We start from the raw sequence: 19,292 nt of genomic DNA on the forward strand, positions 1-19,292 counted from the left end.
GTACTATTGCGCTGTTTATAACATGCTATCCAGAAACGGCCTTCACGGCTTTTGACGCAAAAAAAGCAGGGAACAGTTTGCCATTGGCCGTCCCCCGCTCTTCGCTAAATTACCAGATAAATGCTCTGCTCACGATAACCAGCAGGATAAAAAGAACCAAGATCACGCCTGTCGATGTAAAATGATGTCTGAACCCTCCAACATGACTCATGCCAATCCCTCCTTTTGATTAGGATTAATTTCAACATATTCTAAGCCGCTGTGTTTCTCCTGTGCTCCTGTACTGGTTTTAGAAAATTGGCAATGCTGGAGTGAATTCGGCTAAGAGGCTAAAGTTCATAATCAACCTTTTAAGAAAACAGTTGACGGAAGAAATCCAGCAATGATCGAATCAGTTCCCAGAGAAAAAATTTTACCTCCGGCTTTTCCGGCGTTTCCGATGCTTGTACCGGTTTAACTGAAGCAGCCGGGTCCTGCTCTGCTTGCGCTGCAGCAGACTGTGCCGCAGCAGTTGCCTCACCGGTTACGCCGTCCACGAAACAGAGCGGCGGAAACAGTACACACCACCAGTTTTGCCCTTCCGCGCGGCCGAGCGACACCCGCAGCGCTTCATAGTCCCCTGCCGGGTAAACCTCGCTGCCATACATCTTTGTAGGAAACGGCACCATTCCAAGCTCCACCTCAAAGCCGTATTGAAAGCCGCGGCTGCGCAGCTCTTGCGCCACAACCCGTTCGATCGCAGGCAGGTTGGACCGCAGCGTCTCCCGCGCTTGTTCGATCGATTGCGGGCCGGCAACCCAGCTTGCCATCTCGGCAACAATCGCGTCACGCACAAACCTTTTAACAGCCTGATCCTGCGGCGAATCGGAATTAGCCAGAATACGCAGCCGGATCGACTCCTCCGGAATGCCGTTCTCTACGATTGCAGCGTCCACGCGATGCCCTTCCCAGCTCATCAACAGCACCGCCAACGCGAAGAATATGTAACCATACGATTTACGAAAAGAAAAACGGGAATGATTGCGGATTACCATACGACACAAGCCCCTCTCGCTGCACCCGTCGGCGCCTCAGCTTGCGTTCCGGAACGTCTATGTCCCTAGTATGTCCCCGCCACCCGTCTAGTAAACCTATCAATCTCATAAACTTCCATGCGGACTATCAGGTGCATTTCTGCACCTGAATGCAAAGCGCCAACAAAAAAAGAGCTGTTAACAACCCAGCTCTTAAAGTTAGATTAATGATGTGGTCCGGACGTCGACAGCAGCGCCCCAACACTCGCAGGTAAGGTGCGCGTTGGTATACGCCCCGTTGGGGAGGTCTGTTCTGCGTACGGCTAGTTACTGAGGCGGTTTGAAAAGATCAGCACTAAGCTAAGCTTGGCTAAGCTCAACCTATTGCTATGACATGACGCTCGATTCCCGCATAATCCTCTATAATGCGGATTTCCTGCCACGCCCCGTACTCCCGCAGCAGTCTCGCCACCTCCTGCGCCTGGCCCATGCCCAGCTCGAAGGCGACAATGCGAGGCACGGACGCGAGCCCCGGCAGCTGCTCCAGCATGCGCCGGTACGGATCGAGCCCGTCCGCGCCGCCATCAAGCGCTAGGCGCGGTTCATAGTCGCGCACCTCACGCTGCAGGTGCGCGAGCTCACCCGCCGGGATGTACGGCGGGTTCGACACGAGGATGTCGGCCCGCAGCCCGGCGACGCCGCCGCTTGCGCTGCCGACGCCATCGGGCCGCACCATAAACGGCCCGAGCAGGTCGCCCTGCACGAAGGTAATCCGCTGCCCCTCCTCATGGCGGGCGGCATTCGTGCGGGCGACCTCAAGCGCGTCCTCCGACAGGTCGGACGCGCACACGCGCCACGCGGGCCGCTGCACCGCAAGCGTCACGGCGATGGCGCCGCTGCCGGTGCCGACGTCGATGACCGTCGGCACTTGGCGGTCGCGGGCGGGCGATTCGCCGCCCGCCTCCCCGCCCGCGGCCTGCGGCCACAGCCGATCGGCCGCTTCGAGCACGGCCTCGACGAGCAGCTCCGTTTCCGGGCGCGGAATCAGCACGCCCGGCTGAACATGAAAAGGCAGCCCGTAGAACCATTGCTCGCGCATGATATACTGCACCGGCTCACCCGCCAGTTTGCGGCCGATATATTCTCGCCAGATGTCCCATTTCTCCACCGGCATCGGTTCGACCCAGTCGCGCAGCAGCTCCGCACGCTCCTTGCCAAGCAAATGCATCAGCAGCAGCTCCGCATTGGAGCGCGGCTCCGACACACCCTCCGCTGACAAAAGAGAAGAAGCCTGCAGGCAGGCTTCTCGTAGGGTCATGCCAGGAGTATACGCCAACTGCGCAGCGTCTGACTGTTCTTTCGTCATATAACAGCCCTCCAAGCTTATGGCCGGTAAGGCCGTTTAGGTTTGCATTCTTTAGGTTTGCACTTATAAGTTTGCACTGATTAAGCCAGATTCTCTCTTTCCAGCAGCTCCGCTTGCTCCGCTACGGTCAAGGAATTAATGATCTCTTCCATATCTCCGTTCATGACGGAATCGAGCTTATGCAGCGTCAAGCCGATCCGATGATCGGTAACGCGGCTTTGCGGGAAATTGTACGTACGGATCCGCTCAGAACGGTCGCCTGTACCGACTTTGCTTTTGCGCTCGCCGGCATATTTCGCTTCTTCCTCTTGTCTATGAATCTCAAAGATACGGGCGCGCAGCACCTGCAGCGCCTTCGCTTTGTTCTCGTTTTGCGATTTGCCGTCCTGACAGGTTGCGACGATGCCGGTCGGGATGTGCGTGACGCGCACGGCCGACTTCGTCGTATTTACGGACTGTCCGCCCGCACCGCTGGAGCAGAACGTGTCGACACGGATATCCTTGTCGAAAATTTCGATCTCCACCTCTTCAACCTCCGGCATTACCGCAACGGTGGAGGTTGACGTATGAATCCGTCCGCCGGATTCCGTAGCCGGAATACGCTGCACGCGATGCGCGCCGTTCTCGAATTTCAGCTTGCTGTAGGCGCCTTTACCAGAAATCATGAAGATGATCTCCTTATAGCCGCCCAGATCGCTTTCATTCGCATCCAGCACCTCTACGCGCCAGCCCTGCGAATCTGCGAAACGGGTATACATCCGGTACAGGTCCGATGCGAACAGCGCCGCTTCATCGCCTCCCGCAGCACCACGAACCTCGACGATGACGTTTTTATCATCGTTAGGGTCCTTAGGAAGCAGCAAAATGCGAACCCGCTCCTCCAGCTCGGCAAGCTTGGCGCCCAGCTCTTCGATCTCCAGTTTTACCATTTCGCGCATCTCATCGTCCAGCTTTTCATTTTGCAGCAGCTTGGCGTCTTCATACTGCGCTAACGTTTCTTTGTATTCCATATATGCATTGTATGGCTCTTGCAGATCCGACTGCTCCTTGGAGTAGTCCCGCAGCTTCTTCGTATCGCTGGTTACATCCGGATCGCAAAGCAGCTCGCTAAGCTTCTCATAGCGGTCGGCAAGCGCCTGTAAACGGTCCAACATCATGATTACACACACTCCTAAAGTGAAAATTCCGTCTTATTATTATATCACAAGTTCCTGCTTGTTGAGCAGTTCCAACTTTTCCTTCAATGTCAGCCGCCGCCATGGTAGAAAAAGCTGCCCGCGCCAAGATGACGCCCCGTACCGCTTGTCAGATGCGCGGCAATGACTTGGCGATATAAAGCCCTGGTCCTGTCGCATACGCAGACACGCGAAAAGGGGGCGTCTCCGCCCCGCTCATCCCTGCATTCGGATGTCTTACACGTTAAAACGGAAATGCATGACATCGCCGTCCTGCACAACATAATCTTTACCTTCAAGACGAAGCTGGCCTTTCTCCTTCGCCGCATTCATCGTGCCTGCTGCAGCCAAATCCTCGTAAGATACAACCTCGGCGCGGATAAACCCGCGCTCAAAATCGGTATGGATCACGCCAGCCGCCTGAGGCGCTTTCGTCCCTTTGCGGATCGTCCATGCCCGTACTTCCTGAACGCCTGCCGTGAAGTACGTGTACAGGCCGAGCAATTTGTAAGCAGCTTGGATCAAGCGGTCCAGACCGGATTTCTCCAAGCCCAGCTCTTCAAGGAACATCGCTTTGTCCTCGCCCTCGAGCTCGGCGATTTCCGCTTCCACCTTCGCGCTGATCGGCACCACTTCCGCATTCTCGGAAGCGGCGAATTCCCGCACGATCTTTACATATGGATTATCGTCCGAATTCGCTACTTCAGCCTCGCTCACATTCGCCGCGTAAAGCACCGGCTTGATCGTCAGCAAATGCAGGTCGCGAATCAACAATTTTTCATCGTCGGACAGCTCAAGGCTGCGCACCGGCTTGTCTTCGTACAGCGCCTCTTTGATACGCTCAAGCACTTCAACCTCTTGCGCGTATTTCTTGTCGCCGCCCTTCATGTTCTTGCGGGAACGGTCAATGCGCTTTTCCACAGAGTCCAGATCCGCCAGGATCAACTCCAGATTGATCGTCTGAATGTCGCTGAGCGGATCAACCTTGCCGGATACGTGCGTAATATTCTCATCCTGGAAGCAGCGAACCACATGCACGATCGCGTCCACCTCACGGATATGCGCCAAAAATTTGTTCCCAAGCCCCTCGCCTTTGCTCGCGCCCTTTACAATGCCTGCAATATCAATAAATTCAAATGCGGTTGGAACCGTCTTATTAGGCACAATGAGTTCAGTCAGCTTGTCCAGGCGCTCATCCGGCACCTCAACCACACCAACATTTGGATCAATTGTACAAAACGGGTAGTTCGCCGATTCAGCGCCCGCTTGTGTGATCGCATTAAACAACGTCGATTTCCCTACGTTTGGCAAACCGACAATCCCTGCTTTCAAAGCCATTACATGACACCCCTGTTCCGAATTAAACAATCTCTGGTCATTATAACTGAAACCCCCTCACTTTGAAAGCCTCCTCTAGTAGAGCTCCAGCCCCGGTCCCGCCTTGGCAGCAAGATCGCAAGCTTAAGCTTTTCCTCCTCACTGCTCTTCCGTAATGGTCTTAGCATGCCCAGGTCTCGGCGGCTTCCGTTGCAATTCGCCCGTATGGAACGGTGGAGCCGTGCGAATACTATCTTCATTCTTAAGGAAGGTGGTTGAAGATCATGGAAAATATAACGCATAAAAACAACTACAAGGGCACCAATCATATGAAAGCCAAAAACCAGGACATGGCGTTCGTCAACGATACGGTCGAGCAAGCCAAATCGGTCACCCCATTCTCGCAAAACAAAAAGAAGACGGATTGATCCGCCTTCTTTACCGATGCTCTCGTCACTAACGCGTGCCGCACGGGCCAGCTGCCGGCCGCCGCGTTAGTGATGTTATATCCACGCGTCCTTAGGATAGCCGCGCTCGATCCAATAGCCCGCATGCTCGCCCTCGATCAGCTCGATACGGTTCAGCCACTTTACCGATTTGTACGCATACATCTTTGGCACGATCAGCTTTACCGGACCGCCTAGATCACTCGGAATGGGCTTCCCGTCGTGCATGAAAGCGACCATGACATCGTCCATCTGCATCGCCTGCTCCATCGTAAGCGTATCGGTATACACACCGTCTCCGGAGTAAAATTTCACCGTCCGTGCCTGCGGCTTAACTCCTGCTTGGGCCAGCAGCTCCTTGAGCGGAATGCCCTCCCATGTATTATCGTATACCGACCATCCCGTGATGCAGTGAAAATCGCTAACCTGCACCTTGCGAGGCAGCGCAACGAACGACTCCCAGTCATAGTTGAAAGCCTTATCGACAAGCCCGTCTATCGTAAAAGACCAATTGGCATTCGTAAAGGTTGGGATCGGCGTCACGGTGTACACGCGGAATTGCCCGCGGCTGCCGCCGCCAATCGGCGGTGAAGATGCAACCATCGGCTGAGGTGCGGGAACCATATGATTTTTGTCATTCTCGATCAAATCCTCAAGGTTCCGGCTTGTGCCTACCGAGCTTCCTAACCATTTGATAAAGGAAGGCCCCAGCGTCACTGCAAGCCCCGTACCGATCGCCAGGCGGAGAAAAGCGCGCCTCGTATACACCGGCTGCGGCTTTGCCGCATCATGGATGCCATCCGGTTCCTTAGGTGCCTGAATCGTACGGCGGCTCGGCTCTTTGAGCCATTTCACACGGGTGAGCGAATGGTAAATGATGTACGGCAAACCGACCCAGGTCAGCGCATCATGCACTACCAGCGCAACGTTCGACCAGGTCGGCCCTACCGTCCTGTACAGCCACAGCATGACACCGGAGACGAACCAACCCGCAAGCAGCGAGAGCACAACTATGACGTTGAACCGCTGCCAGGGCTTTCCTGCCAGCTGCTTCCAGTGTTTTGCCGCCAAAAGCAAATAATAGATCACAGGCACAATCGACGCGATGCCAACCACGATATGGAGCCACTTGATCCACACTCTGCCTTCGCCGAGCACCCCGCGCCAGAAGCCCGCCAGCAGAATCAAGCCGGTAAGCGCAAGAATGACGACAATCCAGCCGTTCCAGGTGTGGAGTGAAGTCAGCTTCCTGCCATAACCTTTACGGATGTTGAACAGCCAATCCTTCATGTCCGATCCCCCCAACTATCGAAGCTTAGCCTGGTACCTTTACCTTTATTATACCGTGAATGCAGGCTGATGGCACCTGAAGCCAATGCGGACAAAAGTAAAGGGACGATCCATAAGCCCTTAAGGCTTGGGATAGTCCCTTTCACCAATTTATCATCTAATTGCGGAGCGGCGCCTCCTGCAGCTCCGCTTTTACCTGCAGAAAACGGAAGAAGGCGGCCGACGCCTCGGCACGCGTCACTTGGCGCTGCGGCATGAAGTTGCCTTGCGCATTGGCATTCATAATTTTCAAACCCGCGACAATCGCAGCCTGGCCTTTCTTGTCAAATGAGGCCGCATCCTTGAACGGAATGTTGAACATGTCCTCACGCTCTGCAAGCGTATTGTAACCGAGGGCTCGCACGATCAGCTCCGCCATCTCCTCACGGTCCACCTTGCCCTCCGGATCGAACGATCCGTCGCCGCGGTCAATCAGATTCTGCTCCACCGCACTCTCCACATAGATGAAGTAAGCAGAGTCCGCAGCAACGTCATTGAACGAAGCCGATTCCCTCGTTGCATAAGGGATCGGCCTGTGCCCGCTATTCATCGCCAGCACCAGCATTTTGATCAGTCCTCCGCGCGTCACGATTTCATTGGGGCGCACCTTGCCATCCTCCAGATCAAGCGCTTTGTAAGCGACCATAAGCGACAGCTCCCTGGCCGCCCAATGACCTTCAATATCAGTCGCTTGCCGCTTGACAAGCTCGGTCACCTCGCCTGTCGTCCGATTATGCCATTCACCGCTCTCCGCACCCAGGAATACTGGCTCATCCAGCGGACGTTCGACAAGACGATACACCAGTTTTGCTTTGGCGCTCTCTTGTCCATCCCCTGTTCCACCCGGCGGAATTTCTCCGGAAGCCACCATCAGGTTGTATTTCTCTATTGGGATCGGCTGCCCGTCCCAATATACCGGCAGGACGTATGTCAGCTCGACTTTATAGTAATCCATGAACGCATCGATCGCTTTCGCCTTGCCGATCACGGCCGGCGCTTGCGCAGGATACGCATATGCGGAAAACTCAGCGTAGTAGCTTTGGATGCTTCCATCTCCTGCATTCACGTTAATATAGACGCTTTCGTAGTCCACGCGCGCCCCGTTCACACGACGAACGAATTGGAAAGAATAGCTGCCGACCTCTCCCGGCTTTTTCCCTTCATACCGGCTTGCATCATCATTTTGCAGATATAATTCATGGGCATAACCAGGCAACTGCTTCTTTACCAGCTCGACCGCCTTGGACCTTGCCTGCTCGTAGGATGTGCCTTGATTCACTTGGTCCGCAGGTTTGTAGGCCGAGAAATTGTGGATCATGCCAGATCTGCTGTCCACCGCAGCCCAGATCGAATAGGAGCCCGCATCATCCCCCTCCGGCTTCACTTCCCAGCTCAAATTCCACATCGCTTGGCTGCTGCCGGTCCCCTCGTCATTGTACTCCGTGTAACTGCTATCCCTCAGCACGGCTTGCTCCGGTATAAGAAATGCCGCAGCTGCAAGCTCGGCCGCTTGTTCAGCAGTGAGATTTTTACCGCCTGCGGGCTTGGCGCCAAGCGGCGTGCTGCTGACCGGTATCGTCTTATTCGGCAAAAGCTGGCCGCTTTGCGGATTCCATACGGAACCATCGGACGCAGCGAGCATAAACGGGGGCATCTCGTAACTAAGCATCGGAGTACGGGGTGACTTCATATTGTAGGGCACCTGATATACAAGCTCCGGTTCAGCCTCCGCGCGGAAGCGCAGCACGGCTTCCTCCATCGTAATCACATTCCCGGCCGGCTCGAATTGCACCGTCTCATCCCAGCGCACCTCATATTGCATCACATGGCCTTCGCCGTCCAGCTCGAGGCTGATAAAGTTATCCATGTATGCGACATCGCCCACAACGCGGTTATAACGAATCGGATAACGAACCTCCCCCTGAAGAGGCGGCCGGAATTCAGTGCCATAATCGTCGTTATAGCGAAGCTGATCTTTATATTGCGGACTCACCTGGCCGATAAATGCTAACGCCAATTCCTTTGCCTGCTCCCGGTCCACCTTCGGTGGATAAACAGGCTTGCGGGCCGGATCATTAAAATAGGTGCCCAAACCGAGCAATCGGCCATTCTCTGCGTCAATTCTCGTCTGAATGTTTCCCCTTTGCTCGTTGTTTACCCGTTTTACGAAGGTGAGGTTCCACAGGCTGCGCTTGCCTTGTGCCAACATCTCATTAGTAAAGGAAGCCCCCTGAAGCACGTAATCGTCCGGAATGCTCACATATTCCTTTGATAGCCGGGCTGCTTTCTCTTTCGAGATTTTGGCATCCACAGGCGAATCCCCCTTAACAGACAGCGGCCCTTCCTGCACAGGTGATGAAACGCTTTCAGAACTGATCATCTTTGGAAAATCCGGCGTTTCCGCATAAGTCCCTGCAGGCAAAGCGGTCGTCAACATTACTGCCGCGGAAAGCGCCAGCATCATCCGTTTCTTTTTGATCGTAGACCAACTCATTGCTATATTCCCCCTCCATTGATTAGCTGCCTGAACTATTAACGATGGGGAACTGAAATAAGTTTCGATATTAACAAAAAAAAGACGATCCCATAAAAGCAGATTGCTCTGCTTACGGAATCGTCTTGCTTGGAAGCGCCAAATTACATTTGACCCATGATTTTGTTTTTCAATACGTCTTTGCTTTGCAGACCAACCATTTTGTCAACCGGTTGACCGTCTTTGAACAGAATCAGCGTAGGAATGCTCATTACCCCGAATTGGGAAGCCAATTCAGGCTCCTCGTCCACGTTCACTTTACCGATAACCGCTTGGCCTTCAAGCTCAGTGGAAAGCTCCTCAACGATCGGAAGCTGCATTTTGCAAGGTCCGCACCATGGTGCCCAGAAATCGACGATCGATACGCCGCTCTCGATTTTGCTTGTAAAGTTGTCTTTCGTCAATGCTACTGCCATTGTAATCATCCTCTCCAAAAAGTGTGTGTTGGTGTAAAGCGGTAACCGCTTTGTAACCATCTTGCTTCTCTATATGTTAAGGGGTAACCCGTCACATCTAGTGTTTAAATCGCGTCAGCAATCCTGGCATTCATGAACCTGGCCAAGCACATTCGCGATTGTAATCTGGCTGAAATAAGCTTCCAAATGCTTCTCGGCGGAGCAAAATATCCCGTTCATGACTTCCTGCATATTCGAGCCAACCACACAGTCTGAATCCGGATCCCCGGAGCACCAGTTCGGCATCAACGATCCTTGCGCCATGACGCGGTAAATTTCCCCCAGCGTAACGGTTGCCGGATCAATCGTGAGTCGATATCCTCCGCGTGTTCCTTCCCGCGTCTCAACAAATCCGCCTCGCCTTAAGCATCCCATCACTTTACGAACGCGGGCCGGATTAGTCTGCACCGTATCGGCAATGCATTCGCTCGAAGCCATACGTTCAGGTAAATACGCAAGATACACAAGACTATGAACGGCAATCGTAAATTCACTATTCATGTTACGGCCCTCCGCTTCGTACTGTAATATTATCAGTTACAGTTGCGGTTGTCAATATAGGCCGCTCACCTATTTTGCTGCATCTTGCCGCCTGTTATACTTTCATCCGTATCCCGGCTGAGCTAGAACAATTTCAGCTGTTCCGGCATCTCGTCATCCGGAGCGTGAGCCTCAAAAGAGCCTCTTGGCGGCAGCTGCTGCAGCATCTGCATCAGCCGCTTCGCATTATCGGCTGCGTCCCCGCCGGAGTTGTTGTTAAAGATGACGCACAGCCTACGCGACAGCTTCTGCAGCCGCCGCAGGCGATCCGTCCATTCCTGAAGCTCCAGCTCGTTATATCGGTACAGATAACGCACATCGCGCCAATTCGGCTGTCCGCTGCTGTGCCAGCCCTCCACATTGCGCCCGTGGAAACGGACAACCGTCAGCTCATCATCTGTGGACGCTTCAACAATCGGAATGCTGCCCGCTCCTGCCTGCGGCTCATCGCAAACACTGTGAATCCATCCCTCCGCGCGCATGAATTCCAGCGTTTTCTCCCGCATCTGCGGCTCAAACCAACTGCGATGCCTGAATTCCAAGGCGCATGTGAACCCGTCCATTCGCGCCTTTGCTTCACGCAGCTTGTCCACATGCTCACGCGTGCAATCAAACCACGGCGGGTATTGAAACAGCACCGCCTCGAGCTTGCCTGCCGCCACGATCGGCTCTAAAGAGTCGCAGAAGGCTTTGTACATCGACGCTTCGTCCTCAAAGGGAATCCGCCCTCTCGTATGGCCGGTCATGCCTTGATATGCTTTAACTACAAAACGGAAAGCATCCGGTGTGTCGCCTGCCCATTTCTCCATATTGCGCAGCGGCTGCACGGCGTAGAACGAGCTGTCCACTTCCACAGCCGGAAACCACTCACTGTACGTTTTTAGTTTATTTTTGGTTGAACCCTTATCCGGATAAAGGGAATCATGATCCCCCCAGCCCGCCAATCCAATATGGATCACGGAGCATTACCCCCTTATTCATTACCCCGCACTGCCTTGGCTTTAATCCTTATTTTAACACAAAGCGCAAATCTGTTGTCATGGAAACGGAGGCGCGGTGAATACATATGAAGCATAACATCTTTTGACTCCATTACATTCAAGGTGGTGTGCGATTATGGAAGTGCTATGGATCATCCTAGCTGCTATCGCCGTCATTGTCATTATTGCCGTCCTCACCGGAGGCAAATCGCGATGGCAGCCCATCAAATCCGAAGGCCCCTCACGTACGGAAAGGATCGACCGGCTTCAAGCCTATCTCAAAGCAAATGGAGTGAAATCGAAGACCGGCGCCGGTGCCGCGAACACACTGCAGCTCAAAGTGCGGAAGAAGGATGTCGACAGGGCCAAAGCTTTAGTAACAGCTTATGAAAAGGAAATTTAATCTTCTATGAAAAAAGCTGCCTGGAGACCGAAGTCACCAGACAGCTTTTGATTTGGGAAGTCAGTGTCCCCCGCCGACGACACGCAGCCCGATCACCCCGGTGATAATCATGCCGATAAAGAGCAGCTTGCGGAAGTCCTTGGATTCTTTGAACAGCAGCATTCCCAGCAGCACGCCGCCTGCCGAGCCGATTCCCGTCCAGATCCCGTAAGCCGTGCTGATCGGAATTTCCTGAAGCGCCCGGGATAAGAAATAAAAGCTGAATATGCCAAAACCGATCGCACCTAACGTCGGCTTCAAACGGGAGAAACCCTTCGACAATTTCATAAACGTCACGCCGCCCACCTCAGCCAAGCCGGATAACAGCAAAAAGATCCATGACATCGTTATTTGCCCCCTTTGCCCAAAGAAGATGCCAATTCGTCGTGCATTCCGTCCTGCAGCGCAGCCGCATCAAGCTGTCTATGGGGCTGCGGCTCGTCCGTGTCTTCCTTCGAGATCATCTTCAAGCCAATCACGCCGCTGATCAGCAGCAGCACGAAGAACACGCGCAGCGCTCCCGCAGGTTCATTCATAAAGACCATACCGACAATGACAGTACCCGCTGTGCCGATTCCGGTAAAAACCGCGTAGGCGGTGCCAATCTCCAGCTTCATCATCGATTTCGCGAACATCGTAAAGCTTATAATAAGCGCAACGGCCGTAAATACGCTGGGCCAGAAGCGTGTAAATCCTTCCGTCGTTTTCAATCCAATCGCCCAGCCGATTTCAAACAATCCGCCGATCAGTACATAGATCCAAGCCATACTTCCTCATCCCTTCGCGATCGCTCTCCAGAACCATTGCCACAGCTGCTGCTGCCGCGTCCGATAAAGCGTTGTGTCATATAATTGATGCTCCACGAGCAAGCCATCCGTTAAACCATAGAATAACGCAAGCATATCTTCCGTATTCCCGGCGTCCAGTTCCCCGTTTGCCATTCCGCGCTCGAACAGCCTGCTGTAAATCGCCGACAGCTGGATCTCATAACGCATGAAATCCTTCTGCAGCTGAGTCTGAAGCCCCTTGGGGGGAACCATCATCGTCCGCTTTAGAAAGGACTGCCCGCTTGTCATAGGCTCGAGATCGGTAAAATACCGGAATATCGCGTACAGCTGCTCTTTCACCGGCTGCTCGGATATGCGGGCGATAAATTGAGCGAATTTCTCCTTCTCCTCCTGGATAACATCCTCCACCAGCGTGAGAAAAAGATGCTCCTTGGACTCAAAGTGCGCATAAATAGACGGCGTCTTAATGCCGACCGCTTTAGCAATTTCCGAAAGGGACGTCCCTTCGTAACCTGCCTCTGCGAACATTTTGAGCGCCGCTTGCTTTAGACGATTGGCCGTCATAGGCATCGCCCTCCTTATTGTGTGGACGGCCGTCCGCCCGTTCCCGTTGCCTAACGAACGTTAGGTAGATTAATTCAGATTATAGCCGCCTTTTGATGAGAAATCAATAGGCTTGATGAGACTCCCGGAACCATAATTTGCACGCTTGTCCCGGAGTACAACATAAAAAGACCGGAACGAACGCCCTCTTACGAGACGCGTTCTTCCGGTCTTTCCAAGCGGAATCGGCCAAGCATTGGATCTACAGCAGCTGCGTGCGGACGGATAACAAACAGTCGTTATCCACCGGCGGCGAGCAGCTCATCCACCTCGCGCCAAGCGAGTTGGTCCCGCATCGTTACAACGGGTCCGATCACAATCGCAACCGGGCTGCCAAGCCGCCCGGTCTCGGGGTTCTGCGCGATGTCGTCCAGCCGCCCGACGACAACGCGCTGCTGGGCACGCGATCCGCTCTGAATAAGCGCGATCGGCGTGCTGCCGTCTTTGCCGTGGGCGAGCAGCCGCTCGGTGATATGGGGCAGCTGCTGCAATCCCATCAGCACAACGAGCGTTTCGGCGCCTGCCGCCCACGCCCAATCGACCGAGGCGCCGCTCTTGCCGGCGCACTCGTGGCCGGTGACGACAGCGAACGACGCGGCCAGCGTTCGGTGTGTCACCGGAATGCCTGCATAGGCCGGCGCGGCGATGCAGGAGGATATGCCCGGCACGATCTCGAACGGGATCTCACGTTCAGCCAGATGGGCCGCTTCCTCGCCCCCTCGGCCGAACACGAACGGATCGCCGCCTTTAAGCCGGGTCACAGTCAAGCCGCGCTGCGCACGATCTGCGATCAGCGCGTTGATCTCTTCCTGCTTAAGCGTATGAAATCCGGATGCCTTGCCGACATAAAGCAGCTCAGCATCCGGCCGCGCCTCCTTCACCAGCTCTTCGGATACTAGGCGGTCATAGACAATGACGTCCGCCAAGCGGATGGTCTCGAGTCCGCGCACTGTAATCAACTTCGGGTCCCCCGGACCCGCTCCGGTCAAAAACACGAAACCTTTCCCGCTCATCCGCTCTCTCTCCTCCCCAGTAAGCTCCCAATACAGACACTGCCCTTTGACTCACTATCCCATTCGCTCAGGAGCTATAACGCGCAAGCTTTCTTTGATCGGCTATCCCCTTGGCTAAGGAGTTATGCCCTGCAACATGATTAGCAGCCTTCAGGCTTGTCTGTTTCCCAACGTTTGGAGTCTGCAAGCCGCAGTTCCTTTTCCGCTTCGTCCGGCTTAACAGCTCCTGTTTCCTCCAAGCCATCACCATCAAAAAAACGCGACATCGCAACGACCATACTTCCCATGCGCTCTTCCTCGGGATAAAGCATGCGTTCAACGCCTTCCTCATGCAGTGCCTCTGCCGTCACCTTGCCCACCGCAACAGCCAGCACGCCGTTGCTGAAAGCTTCATGAACCTCCTTCAGCCTGCCTAGGCGCGCCGCACAGTCCATCACATAACGCACCTGCACCGTGCTTGTAAAAGCCACTGCGTCCACCGCGCCAGCCATAATCTCCGCAATCAGCGTCTCAACCACATTGCCCTCGGGCGGAATATGCCGGTAAGGGAGCAGCTCCTCGCAGATCGCTCCCCGCGCAGCAAGCGCAGCTGTCACACGGGGAGCCGGATCGCCATACAGCTGCAGCGCAACCCTTCTACCGCTTAACTCGTATGCTTCCATCTCCCGCAGCAGACCTGCTGTCGTCCCGTCATTATCGCGAACGGTCGGCGTATGCCCCAGCTTGCGCAGCACATTGACGGTTTTGTAGCCGCGGGCTGCAAGCTGCATACGGCGCAGCGCATGATGGAACTGCTCCGACAGCCCAAGCCTCTCTGCCGTTTGCAATAACGCCTCCGTCCCTACTCCGGTAGTCAGCAGCATCCAATCGGCCGGCTGCTCGATCAACCGGGTGAGCTGTTCTTCAATGTGTGTGTCGTCGAGAAATACAGTGCCCTGAGCAGGCCGAATGACTGCGGTTCCTCCAAACTTCCCGATCATTCGACTCATTTCCTCTGCTTTTCTCGGACCGGTTACGGCGATTACTCTTCCTTCCAGCCTTGGCATCGGTGACGCCTCCTTGCTCACAATAAGATCCTATACTTGTTACGATACCTTCGAGTTCGCACCGCTTACCTGCAGGATCACATTGCCGTTATCATCCACAAGAACCGGATAGGTTTCGACACAACCGTCATCCGGAGCTTGCACTAAACCGTCATGCAGATCAATCTTCCAATCATGCAGCGGACAATATACGTGATGGTCGCATACAATGCCTTCGGACAGTTTCCCGTTCTTATGCGGACAGCGGTTCTCTACCGCACGGACTGTTCCGTCGGAAAGCTTGAACATAGCTAACTCGATCTCTCCAAACAGAATAACACGTCCACGCCGCTCGGGAAACTCTGAAATATGACCAATTTTAAATTCGTTCATTGGAATCTCTCCTCTCGTCCATCGCAACTCAAACTACGATCTTCAACCGTGCGCATTAACACTCAACATTTCGAGACACCAACCCAGGTAACCAAACACGTTTACGATGTTATTCATCGTTATCTCAAGCATGCCCGGCATATGAATTGAAGCCGTCCTTCTAGCTAAATCTCCATTCATCCATTCAGTGATCGGATCAGTTAGCGCGGTGTGGCGTCGCATGACGGCGGTCCGACCACATAATCGGATCTCTTGATCAGACCGCCCATTTCATTCGCCAATTAGATTGCTGCATCCCCTGCAGCCGCAGCTTCTGGGCTAGCCGGAGCAGTAAGCGCGTCGAACGCTTTGCGGAGATCGTCGCTCTCGACGATTTGCTGCCATGGATCTTTGGTCAGCGCAAGCGTCTTGTCGATGCGCGCGACGAGCGCTTCGCGGTCTTCCTTCGTCTCCAGCGCCTTCTTGATGGCCCCGAGTCCGATGCGGCCCGCCCACTCGCTCGTACGCTCCGCGAAATTGGCTGTCTCCCGGTAAAATTGCAGGTAGGCGCCCGTCCACTCCAGCACTTCCTCTTCCGTCTTCACCTTCACGAGCAGCTCCGCCGCACGCAGCTTCATGCCGCCGTTTCCTCCGACATGAATTTCCCAGCCTCCGTCGATTGCCACAACGCCCAGATCCTTGATCGTCGCTTCCGAGCAGTTCCGCGGGCAGCCGGACACTGCCAGCTTCACCTTATGCGGCGTATTCAGCCGCTCAAACTTCTTCTCCATGTCGATCCCCATCTTGATCGCATCCTGGGTGCCGAATCGGCAGAACGTATTGCCCACGCAAGTCTTAACGGTCCGCAGCGCTTTGCCATAAGCATAACCGGAAGGCATATCGAGCTCTCTCCACATATGCGGGAGATCCTCCTTCTTTACGCCAAGCAGATCGATCCGTTGTCCGCCTGTGAACTTCACCATCGGCACATTATATTTTTCAGCAACGGTTGCGATCTTCTTCAGATCCTCAGGAGTTGTCACACCGCCATAAATCCGCGGCACGACAGAGAACGTGCCGTCCTTTTGAATGTTGGCGTGGTTTCTTTCATTAACAAAGCGCGATTCGAGCTCATCCTCATGCTCCTCCGGCCAAGCCATGCCCAGATAGTAGTTCAATGCCGGGCGGCATTTCGAGCAGCCCTCAGGATTATCCCATTCCATGACATGCATGACTTCTTTGGTTGTTGTCAGATGCATTTTCTTGATCGCTTCGACTACCTCGTCCCGGCTGTGCTTCGTACAGCCGCAGATGCCTTCTTTGATGGTCTTTACATTATCCGCGCCAAGCGTGGATGTGAGGATCGCCTCGACAAGCGGTTTACAGCCGCCGCAGGAGCCGGACGCTTTCGTGCAAGCTTTAATCTCATTCACGCTTACGCAGCTTTGTTCCGTTATCGCCTCGATGATCGTATCTTTTGTGATCCCGTTACAGCCGCACACGATTTCGTCGCCGCTCATATCCGCAACCAGATCCGCGCTCGATACTACAGCTCCGGCACCGCCTGAAGGCCCGAACAGCACTTCCTTCTCGCGGCCGCTGAAATCCTCGCCCTTTCGAATGAGGGAGAACAGCCGTGAGCCGTCCGCCGTATCGCCGAACAGCACAGCGCCGACCACTTTTCCGTTTTGAAAAACAACCTTTTTATAGATCCCGTCCAAATCATCTTGTACCCGCAGCGCTTTGGTGCCTGGCTCATCGGTAAATCTGCCGGCCGAGAACACGTTCACTCCGGATACCTTCAGCTTCGTCGAAACGACCGAGCCGTGATAGCCTTCGTTCTCCACGCCTGCCAGCTGCTTCGCCAGAATCGCGCCCTGCTCATACAGCGGGGCTACCAGCCCGTATGCAATGCCGCGATGCTCGGCGCATTCGCCAACTGAGTAGATGTTCTGCACGCTCGTTTGCAAATGGTCGTCGACCACGATTCCGCGATTTACTTCAATCCCGCTATCCTTTGCCAGCTGCACGTTCGGTTTGATCCCAACCGCCATCACGATCAGATCCGCTTCCACCTGGGAGCCATCCTTGAATGACAAGCCGGTGACCCGTTTCTTGCCAAGGATCGTGTCCGATTGCTTGGACAGAAGGAACTGCATCCCCTGCCGCTCCAGCTCCGACTGCAGCATGCGCGCTGCCGTCTCGTCCAGCTGCCGCTCCATTAAGTAGCCGTGGATATGGACAACCTTCACTTCCATGTTCAAATTAATCAATCCGCGCGCCGCTTCGAGGCCGAGCAGGCCGCCGCCGATCACAACCGCTTTACGGTATTTTTTCGACGTTTCAATCATCGTCTCGCAATCCTTGATATCGCGGAACGCGATCACGCCTTCCTTATCCGCTCCCGGCAGCGGAAGCATGAAAGGCAAAGAGCCCGAAGCGATGACCAGCTCATCATAGGAAACGACTTCTTTCTTATCCGTTGTGACCGTTTTGGCCGCTGTATCGATTGCCGTTGCCGTTTGTCCGGCAAGCAGCGTAATGTTGTTATTCCGGTACCAATCCCAGTCATTTAATACGATATCCTGCATGTTTGCATCACCGGCAAGTACGGACGAGAGCATAATCCGGTTGTAGTTCGGATGCGGCTCCGCGCCAATAATCGTGATGTCGTAACGATGAGGGTTCAGCTTCAACAGTTGTTCTACGAATGATACGCCTGCCATCCCATTACCGATCATGACTAATTTCTTTTTCATACTCTCTCTCCTCCTAATAAAACTTCAAAAGCCTACCCTCTGCTTAGCTGCAAAAAGTAGGCTTCATTGCCATTGTTGCGACACGCCATTGTGTCGACTGGTATTCATTTTCGAGTTACGATATGATTAGTATAGACCGATTTTTCGATGATGTCAATATACTTAACATCATCTTCTCATTTTCCCGTCGACACCACCCCCTCTATGTGTTATATTTTATTACACAGTTTATCGTAATGACCGGTGAAAAGAGGTGAACACCCGATGCTTAAAGCGATCATGCTGGTGGAGGAGGCGGCGAAGCTCATTACCCTCCACAGCCTTAGGCAGAACTGCCGCACCCTTCATACTGCAAGAACCGATCATGAGATGCGCTCGCTTGTCAGCGTTGTTGACGCCGTTGTGCTGCATGTTCCATTAGAGCGGATGCTCGAATGGCAGGCCGCAGTTTCCGGAATCCGGCGCCTCCCTCTATTATGGATATGCAACGAAAGCGAGTTCCCTAAGGAAATGGACTGGGGTTATACGCTGGACGGTGTCCTCTATCCTTCCATGACCACCACCGAGATGCAGTTCGCGCTTAAATGGGGCATCCGAACCCACCACCAGCGCAAACGCTGGATGGAAGAGCGGGAACAGTTATTGCAGCGGCTCGAAGAACGGAAATGGATCGATCAGGCCAAGGCGGTTTTATGCGAAATCAAAGGCATATCCGAGGCCGAAGCATACGATTTTCTGCGCAAGCAGGCGATGAATGAACGCAAGCGGATCGGGGATATCGCCGCATCGATCGTAAAGGTATACCAATTAATACATGGATAACATGACATGGATAACAGCATGAATTGATTTAAAAAAACTTATGTAAGATATATTGACATAGAATCTCGAACTCGCATATAATCCATATAAGTTCACAATGTCGTGACCCATATTTCGGCAATGCACACCGTCGTGCTGCCGATGGCAATGAAGCCGGATTGCAATCAGAGTAGGATTGCAGTGCGGCTTTTTATGTGTGAAGATTCCGTTACGCACCGATGTTCAGGCAAGTTCAAGCAGACAGCGGCAATCAGCCGGAGACATTCAGACAGGGATTAACAGAGGCATTAACAGAGCAATAACCAGAAGAAAAA

At 53.9% G+C, this 19,292-nt stretch carries 20 protein-coding genes; 3 read left to right on the top strand and 17 right to left on the bottom strand.

The genetic code is table 11. The features are described from left to right. Positions 1–109 precede the first annotated feature (109 nt). The 5 genes from IEW11_RS03310 to ychF form a co-directional block, all read right to left on the bottom strand. Positions 110–211: a sporulation protein YjcZ gene (locus IEW11_RS03310; RefSeq protein ID WP_188529004.1), complete on the bottom strand. Its 102-nt coding sequence runs from the start codon at positions 209–211 to the stop codon at positions 110–112. A 139-nt stretch (positions 212–350) separates the two neighbouring features. Further along, a complete protein-coding gene (gene spoIIR / locus IEW11_RS03315) occupies positions 351–1,034 on the bottom strand; it encodes a stage II sporulation protein R (protein WP_188529006.1) in 684 nt (227 codons plus the stop codon). A gap of 355 nt (positions 1,035–1,389) precedes the next feature. Further along, positions 1,390–2,379: a peptide chain release factor N(5)-glutamine methyltransferase gene (prmC, locus tag IEW11_RS03320; protein WP_188529008.1), complete on the bottom strand. Its 990-nt coding sequence runs from the start codon at positions 2,377–2,379 to the stop codon at positions 1,390–1,392. An 80-nt stretch (positions 2,380–2,459) separates the two neighbouring features. Next, on the bottom strand, positions 2,460–3,533 hold the full coding sequence (gene prfA / locus IEW11_RS03325; protein ID WP_188529485.1) for a peptide chain release factor 1: 1,074 nt from the start codon (positions 3,531–3,533) through the stop codon (positions 2,460–2,462). 258 nt (positions 3,534–3,791) lie between these two features. After that, the gene (ychF, locus tag IEW11_RS03330; RefSeq protein WP_188529010.1) at positions 3,792–4,892 is read right to left on the bottom strand and encodes a redox-regulated ATPase YchF; all 1,101 of its coding nucleotides are present in this window, start codon (positions 4,890–4,892) and stop codon (positions 3,792–3,794) included. A 263-nt stretch (positions 4,893–5,155) separates the two neighbouring features. Between ychF and IEW11_RS03335 the strand changes: the two genes are divergently transcribed. Next, positions 5,156–5,299, top strand: coding sequence for a hypothetical protein (locus IEW11_RS03335; protein WP_188529012.1), 144 nt, complete (start codon positions 5,156–5,158; stop codon positions 5,297–5,299). A gap of 75 nt (positions 5,300–5,374) precedes the next feature. On the opposite strand, the gene IEW11_RS03340 is transcribed toward IEW11_RS03335, so the two are convergent. The 5 genes from IEW11_RS03340 to IEW11_RS03360 all read right to left on the bottom strand — a co-directional run bounded on the left by IEW11_RS03340 (position 5,375) and on the right by IEW11_RS03360 (position 11,133). Further along, the gene (locus IEW11_RS03340) at positions 5,375–6,607 is read right to left on the bottom strand and encodes a molybdopterin-dependent oxidoreductase (protein WP_188529014.1); all 1,233 of its coding nucleotides are present in this window, start codon (positions 6,605–6,607) and stop codon (positions 5,375–5,377) included. Positions 6,608–6,764: 157 nt separating this feature from the next. Beyond that, positions 6,765–9,140, bottom strand: coding sequence for an S-layer homology domain-containing protein (locus IEW11_RS03345; protein WP_188529016.1), 2,376 nt, complete (start codon positions 9,138–9,140; stop codon positions 6,765–6,767). Between the two features lie 143 nt (positions 9,141–9,283). After that, positions 9,284–9,595: a thioredoxin gene (trxA, locus tag IEW11_RS03350; protein ID WP_188529018.1), complete on the bottom strand. Its 312-nt coding sequence runs from the start codon at positions 9,593–9,595 to the stop codon at positions 9,284–9,286. 114 nt (positions 9,596–9,709) lie between these two features. Next, positions 9,710–10,135: an RrF2 family transcriptional regulator gene (locus IEW11_RS03355; protein WP_188529020.1), complete on the bottom strand. Its 426-nt coding sequence runs from the start codon at positions 10,133–10,135 to the stop codon at positions 9,710–9,712. A gap of 122 nt (positions 10,136–10,257) precedes the next feature. Continuing rightward, positions 10,258–11,133, bottom strand: coding sequence for a DUF72 domain-containing protein (locus tag IEW11_RS03360; protein WP_188529022.1), 876 nt, complete (start codon positions 11,131–11,133; stop codon positions 10,258–10,260). A gap of 157 nt (positions 11,134–11,290) precedes the next feature. On the opposite strand from IEW11_RS03360, the gene IEW11_RS03365 reads away from it, so the two are divergent. Then, positions 11,291–11,557, top strand: a complete 267-nt coding sequence (locus tag IEW11_RS03365; protein WP_188529024.1) for a hypothetical protein — start codon at positions 11,291–11,293, stop codon at positions 11,555–11,557. 60 nt (positions 11,558–11,617) lie between these two features. Here the strand turns inward: IEW11_RS03365 and IEW11_RS03370 are convergent, their stop codons facing one another. From IEW11_RS03370 to nirB, 7 genes are all read right to left on the bottom strand, one after another. After that, positions 11,618–11,941, bottom strand: coding sequence for a DMT family transporter (locus IEW11_RS03370; protein ID WP_188529026.1), 324 nt, complete (start codon positions 11,939–11,941; stop codon positions 11,618–11,620). A 2-nt stretch (positions 11,942–11,943) separates the two neighbouring features. Continuing rightward, positions 11,944–12,363 (bottom strand): DMT family transporter, encoded by a 420-nt coding sequence (locus tag IEW11_RS03375; RefSeq protein WP_188529028.1) that lies wholly within the window; start codon positions 12,361–12,363, stop codon positions 11,944–11,946. A gap of 6 nt (positions 12,364–12,369) precedes the next feature. Further along, positions 12,370–12,948: a TetR/AcrR family transcriptional regulator gene (locus IEW11_RS03380; protein ID WP_188529030.1), complete on the bottom strand. Its 579-nt coding sequence runs from the start codon at positions 12,946–12,948 to the stop codon at positions 12,370–12,372. A gap of 278 nt (positions 12,949–13,226) precedes the next feature. After that, positions 13,227–14,000, bottom strand: a complete 774-nt coding sequence (gene cobA / locus IEW11_RS03385) for a uroporphyrinogen-III C-methyltransferase (protein WP_188529032.1) — start codon at positions 13,998–14,000, stop codon at positions 13,227–13,229. Between the two features lie 140 nt (positions 14,001–14,140). Beyond that, positions 14,141–15,046, bottom strand: a complete 906-nt coding sequence (locus IEW11_RS03390; RefSeq protein WP_188529034.1) for a uroporphyrinogen-III synthase — start codon at positions 15,044–15,046, stop codon at positions 14,141–14,143. A gap of 39 nt (positions 15,047–15,085) precedes the next feature. Next, positions 15,086–15,418: a nitrite reductase small subunit NirD gene (gene nirD / locus IEW11_RS03395; RefSeq protein WP_188529036.1), complete on the bottom strand. Its 333-nt coding sequence runs from the start codon at positions 15,416–15,418 to the stop codon at positions 15,086–15,088. Between the two features lie 281 nt (positions 15,419–15,699). Next, positions 15,700–18,156, bottom strand: coding sequence for a nitrite reductase large subunit NirB (gene nirB / locus IEW11_RS03400; protein ID WP_188529038.1), 2,457 nt, complete (start codon positions 18,154–18,156; stop codon positions 15,700–15,702). A gap of 264 nt (positions 18,157–18,420) precedes the next feature. Here nirB and IEW11_RS03405 point away from each other — a divergent pair, with 264 nt between their 5' ends. After that, the gene (locus tag IEW11_RS03405; RefSeq protein ID WP_188529040.1) at positions 18,421–18,978 is read left to right on the top strand and encodes an ANTAR domain-containing response regulator; all 558 of its coding nucleotides are present in this window, start codon (positions 18,421–18,423) and stop codon (positions 18,976–18,978) included. The last annotated feature ends 314 nt before the right edge of the window (positions 18,979–19,292 follow it).

The sequence above is a fragment of the Paenibacillus abyssi genome, from assembly GCF_014640295.1.
In the GTDB taxonomy this organism is placed as follows: domain Bacteria; phylum Bacillota; class Bacilli; order Paenibacillales; family Paenibacillaceae; genus Paenibacillus_D; species Paenibacillus_D abyssi.

What these genes read in the sequence shown, in the direction of transcription:
- IEW11_RS03310 (WP_188529004.1), bottom strand. Translation starts at nt 211, where the DNA reads ATGAGTCATGTTGGAGGGTTCAGACATCATTTTACATCGACAGGCGTG.
- spoIIR (WP_188529006.1), bottom strand. Translation starts at nt 1,034, where the DNA reads ATGGTAATCCGCAATCATTCCCGTTTTTCTTTTCGTAAATCGTATGGT.
- prmC (WP_188529008.1), bottom strand. Translation starts at nt 2,379, where the DNA reads ATGACGAAAGAACAGTCAGACGCTGCGCAGTTGGCGTATACTCCTGGC.
- prfA (WP_188529485.1), bottom strand. Translation starts at nt 3,533, where the DNA reads ATGTTGGACCGTTTACAGGCGCTTGCCGACCGCTATGAGAAGCTTAGC.
- ychF (WP_188529010.1), bottom strand. Translation starts at nt 4,892, where the DNA reads ATGGCTTTGAAAGCAGGGATTGTCGGTTTGCCAAACGTAGGGAAATCG.
- IEW11_RS03335 (WP_188529012.1), top strand. Translation starts at nt 5,156, where the DNA reads ATGGAAAATATAACGCATAAAAACAACTACAAGGGCACCAATCATATG.
- IEW11_RS03340 (WP_188529014.1), bottom strand. Translation starts at nt 6,607, where the DNA reads ATGAAGGATTGGCTGTTCAACATCCGTAAAGGTTATGGCAGGAAGCTG.
- IEW11_RS03345 (WP_188529016.1), bottom strand. Translation starts at nt 9,140, where the DNA reads ATGAGTTGGTCTACGATCAAAAAGAAACGGATGATGCTGGCGCTTTCC.
- trxA (WP_188529018.1), bottom strand. Translation starts at nt 9,595, where the DNA reads ATGGCAGTAGCATTGACGAAAGACAACTTTACAAGCAAAATCGAGAGC.
- IEW11_RS03355 (WP_188529020.1), bottom strand. Translation starts at nt 10,135, where the DNA reads ATGAATAGTGAATTTACGATTGCCGTTCATAGTCTTGTGTATCTTGCG.
- IEW11_RS03365 (WP_188529024.1), top strand. Translation starts at nt 11,291, where the DNA reads ATGGAAGTGCTATGGATCATCCTAGCTGCTATCGCCGTCATTGTCATT.
- IEW11_RS03370 (WP_188529026.1), bottom strand. Translation starts at nt 11,941, where the DNA reads ATGTCATGGATCTTTTTGCTGTTATCCGGCTTGGCTGAGGTGGGCGGC.
- IEW11_RS03375 (WP_188529028.1), bottom strand. Translation starts at nt 12,363, where the DNA reads ATGGCTTGGATCTATGTACTGATCGGCGGATTGTTTGAAATCGGCTGG.
- IEW11_RS03380 (WP_188529030.1), bottom strand. Translation starts at nt 12,948, where the DNA reads ATGACGGCCAATCGTCTAAAGCAAGCGGCGCTCAAAATGTTCGCAGAG.
- cobA (WP_188529032.1), bottom strand. Translation starts at nt 14,000, where the DNA reads ATGAGCGGGAAAGGTTTCGTGTTTTTGACCGGAGCGGGTCCGGGGGAC.
- IEW11_RS03390 (WP_188529034.1), bottom strand. Translation starts at nt 15,046, where the DNA reads ATGCCAAGGCTGGAAGGAAGAGTAATCGCCGTAACCGGTCCGAGAAAA.
- nirD (WP_188529036.1), bottom strand. Translation starts at nt 15,418, where the DNA reads ATGAACGAATTTAAAATTGGTCATATTTCAGAGTTTCCCGAGCGGCGT.
- nirB (WP_188529038.1), bottom strand. Translation starts at nt 18,156, where the DNA reads ATGAAAAAGAAATTAGTCATGATCGGTAATGGGATGGCAGGCGTATCA.
- IEW11_RS03405 (WP_188529040.1), top strand. Translation starts at nt 18,421, where the DNA reads ATGCTTAAAGCGATCATGCTGGTGGAGGAGGCGGCGAAGCTCATTACC.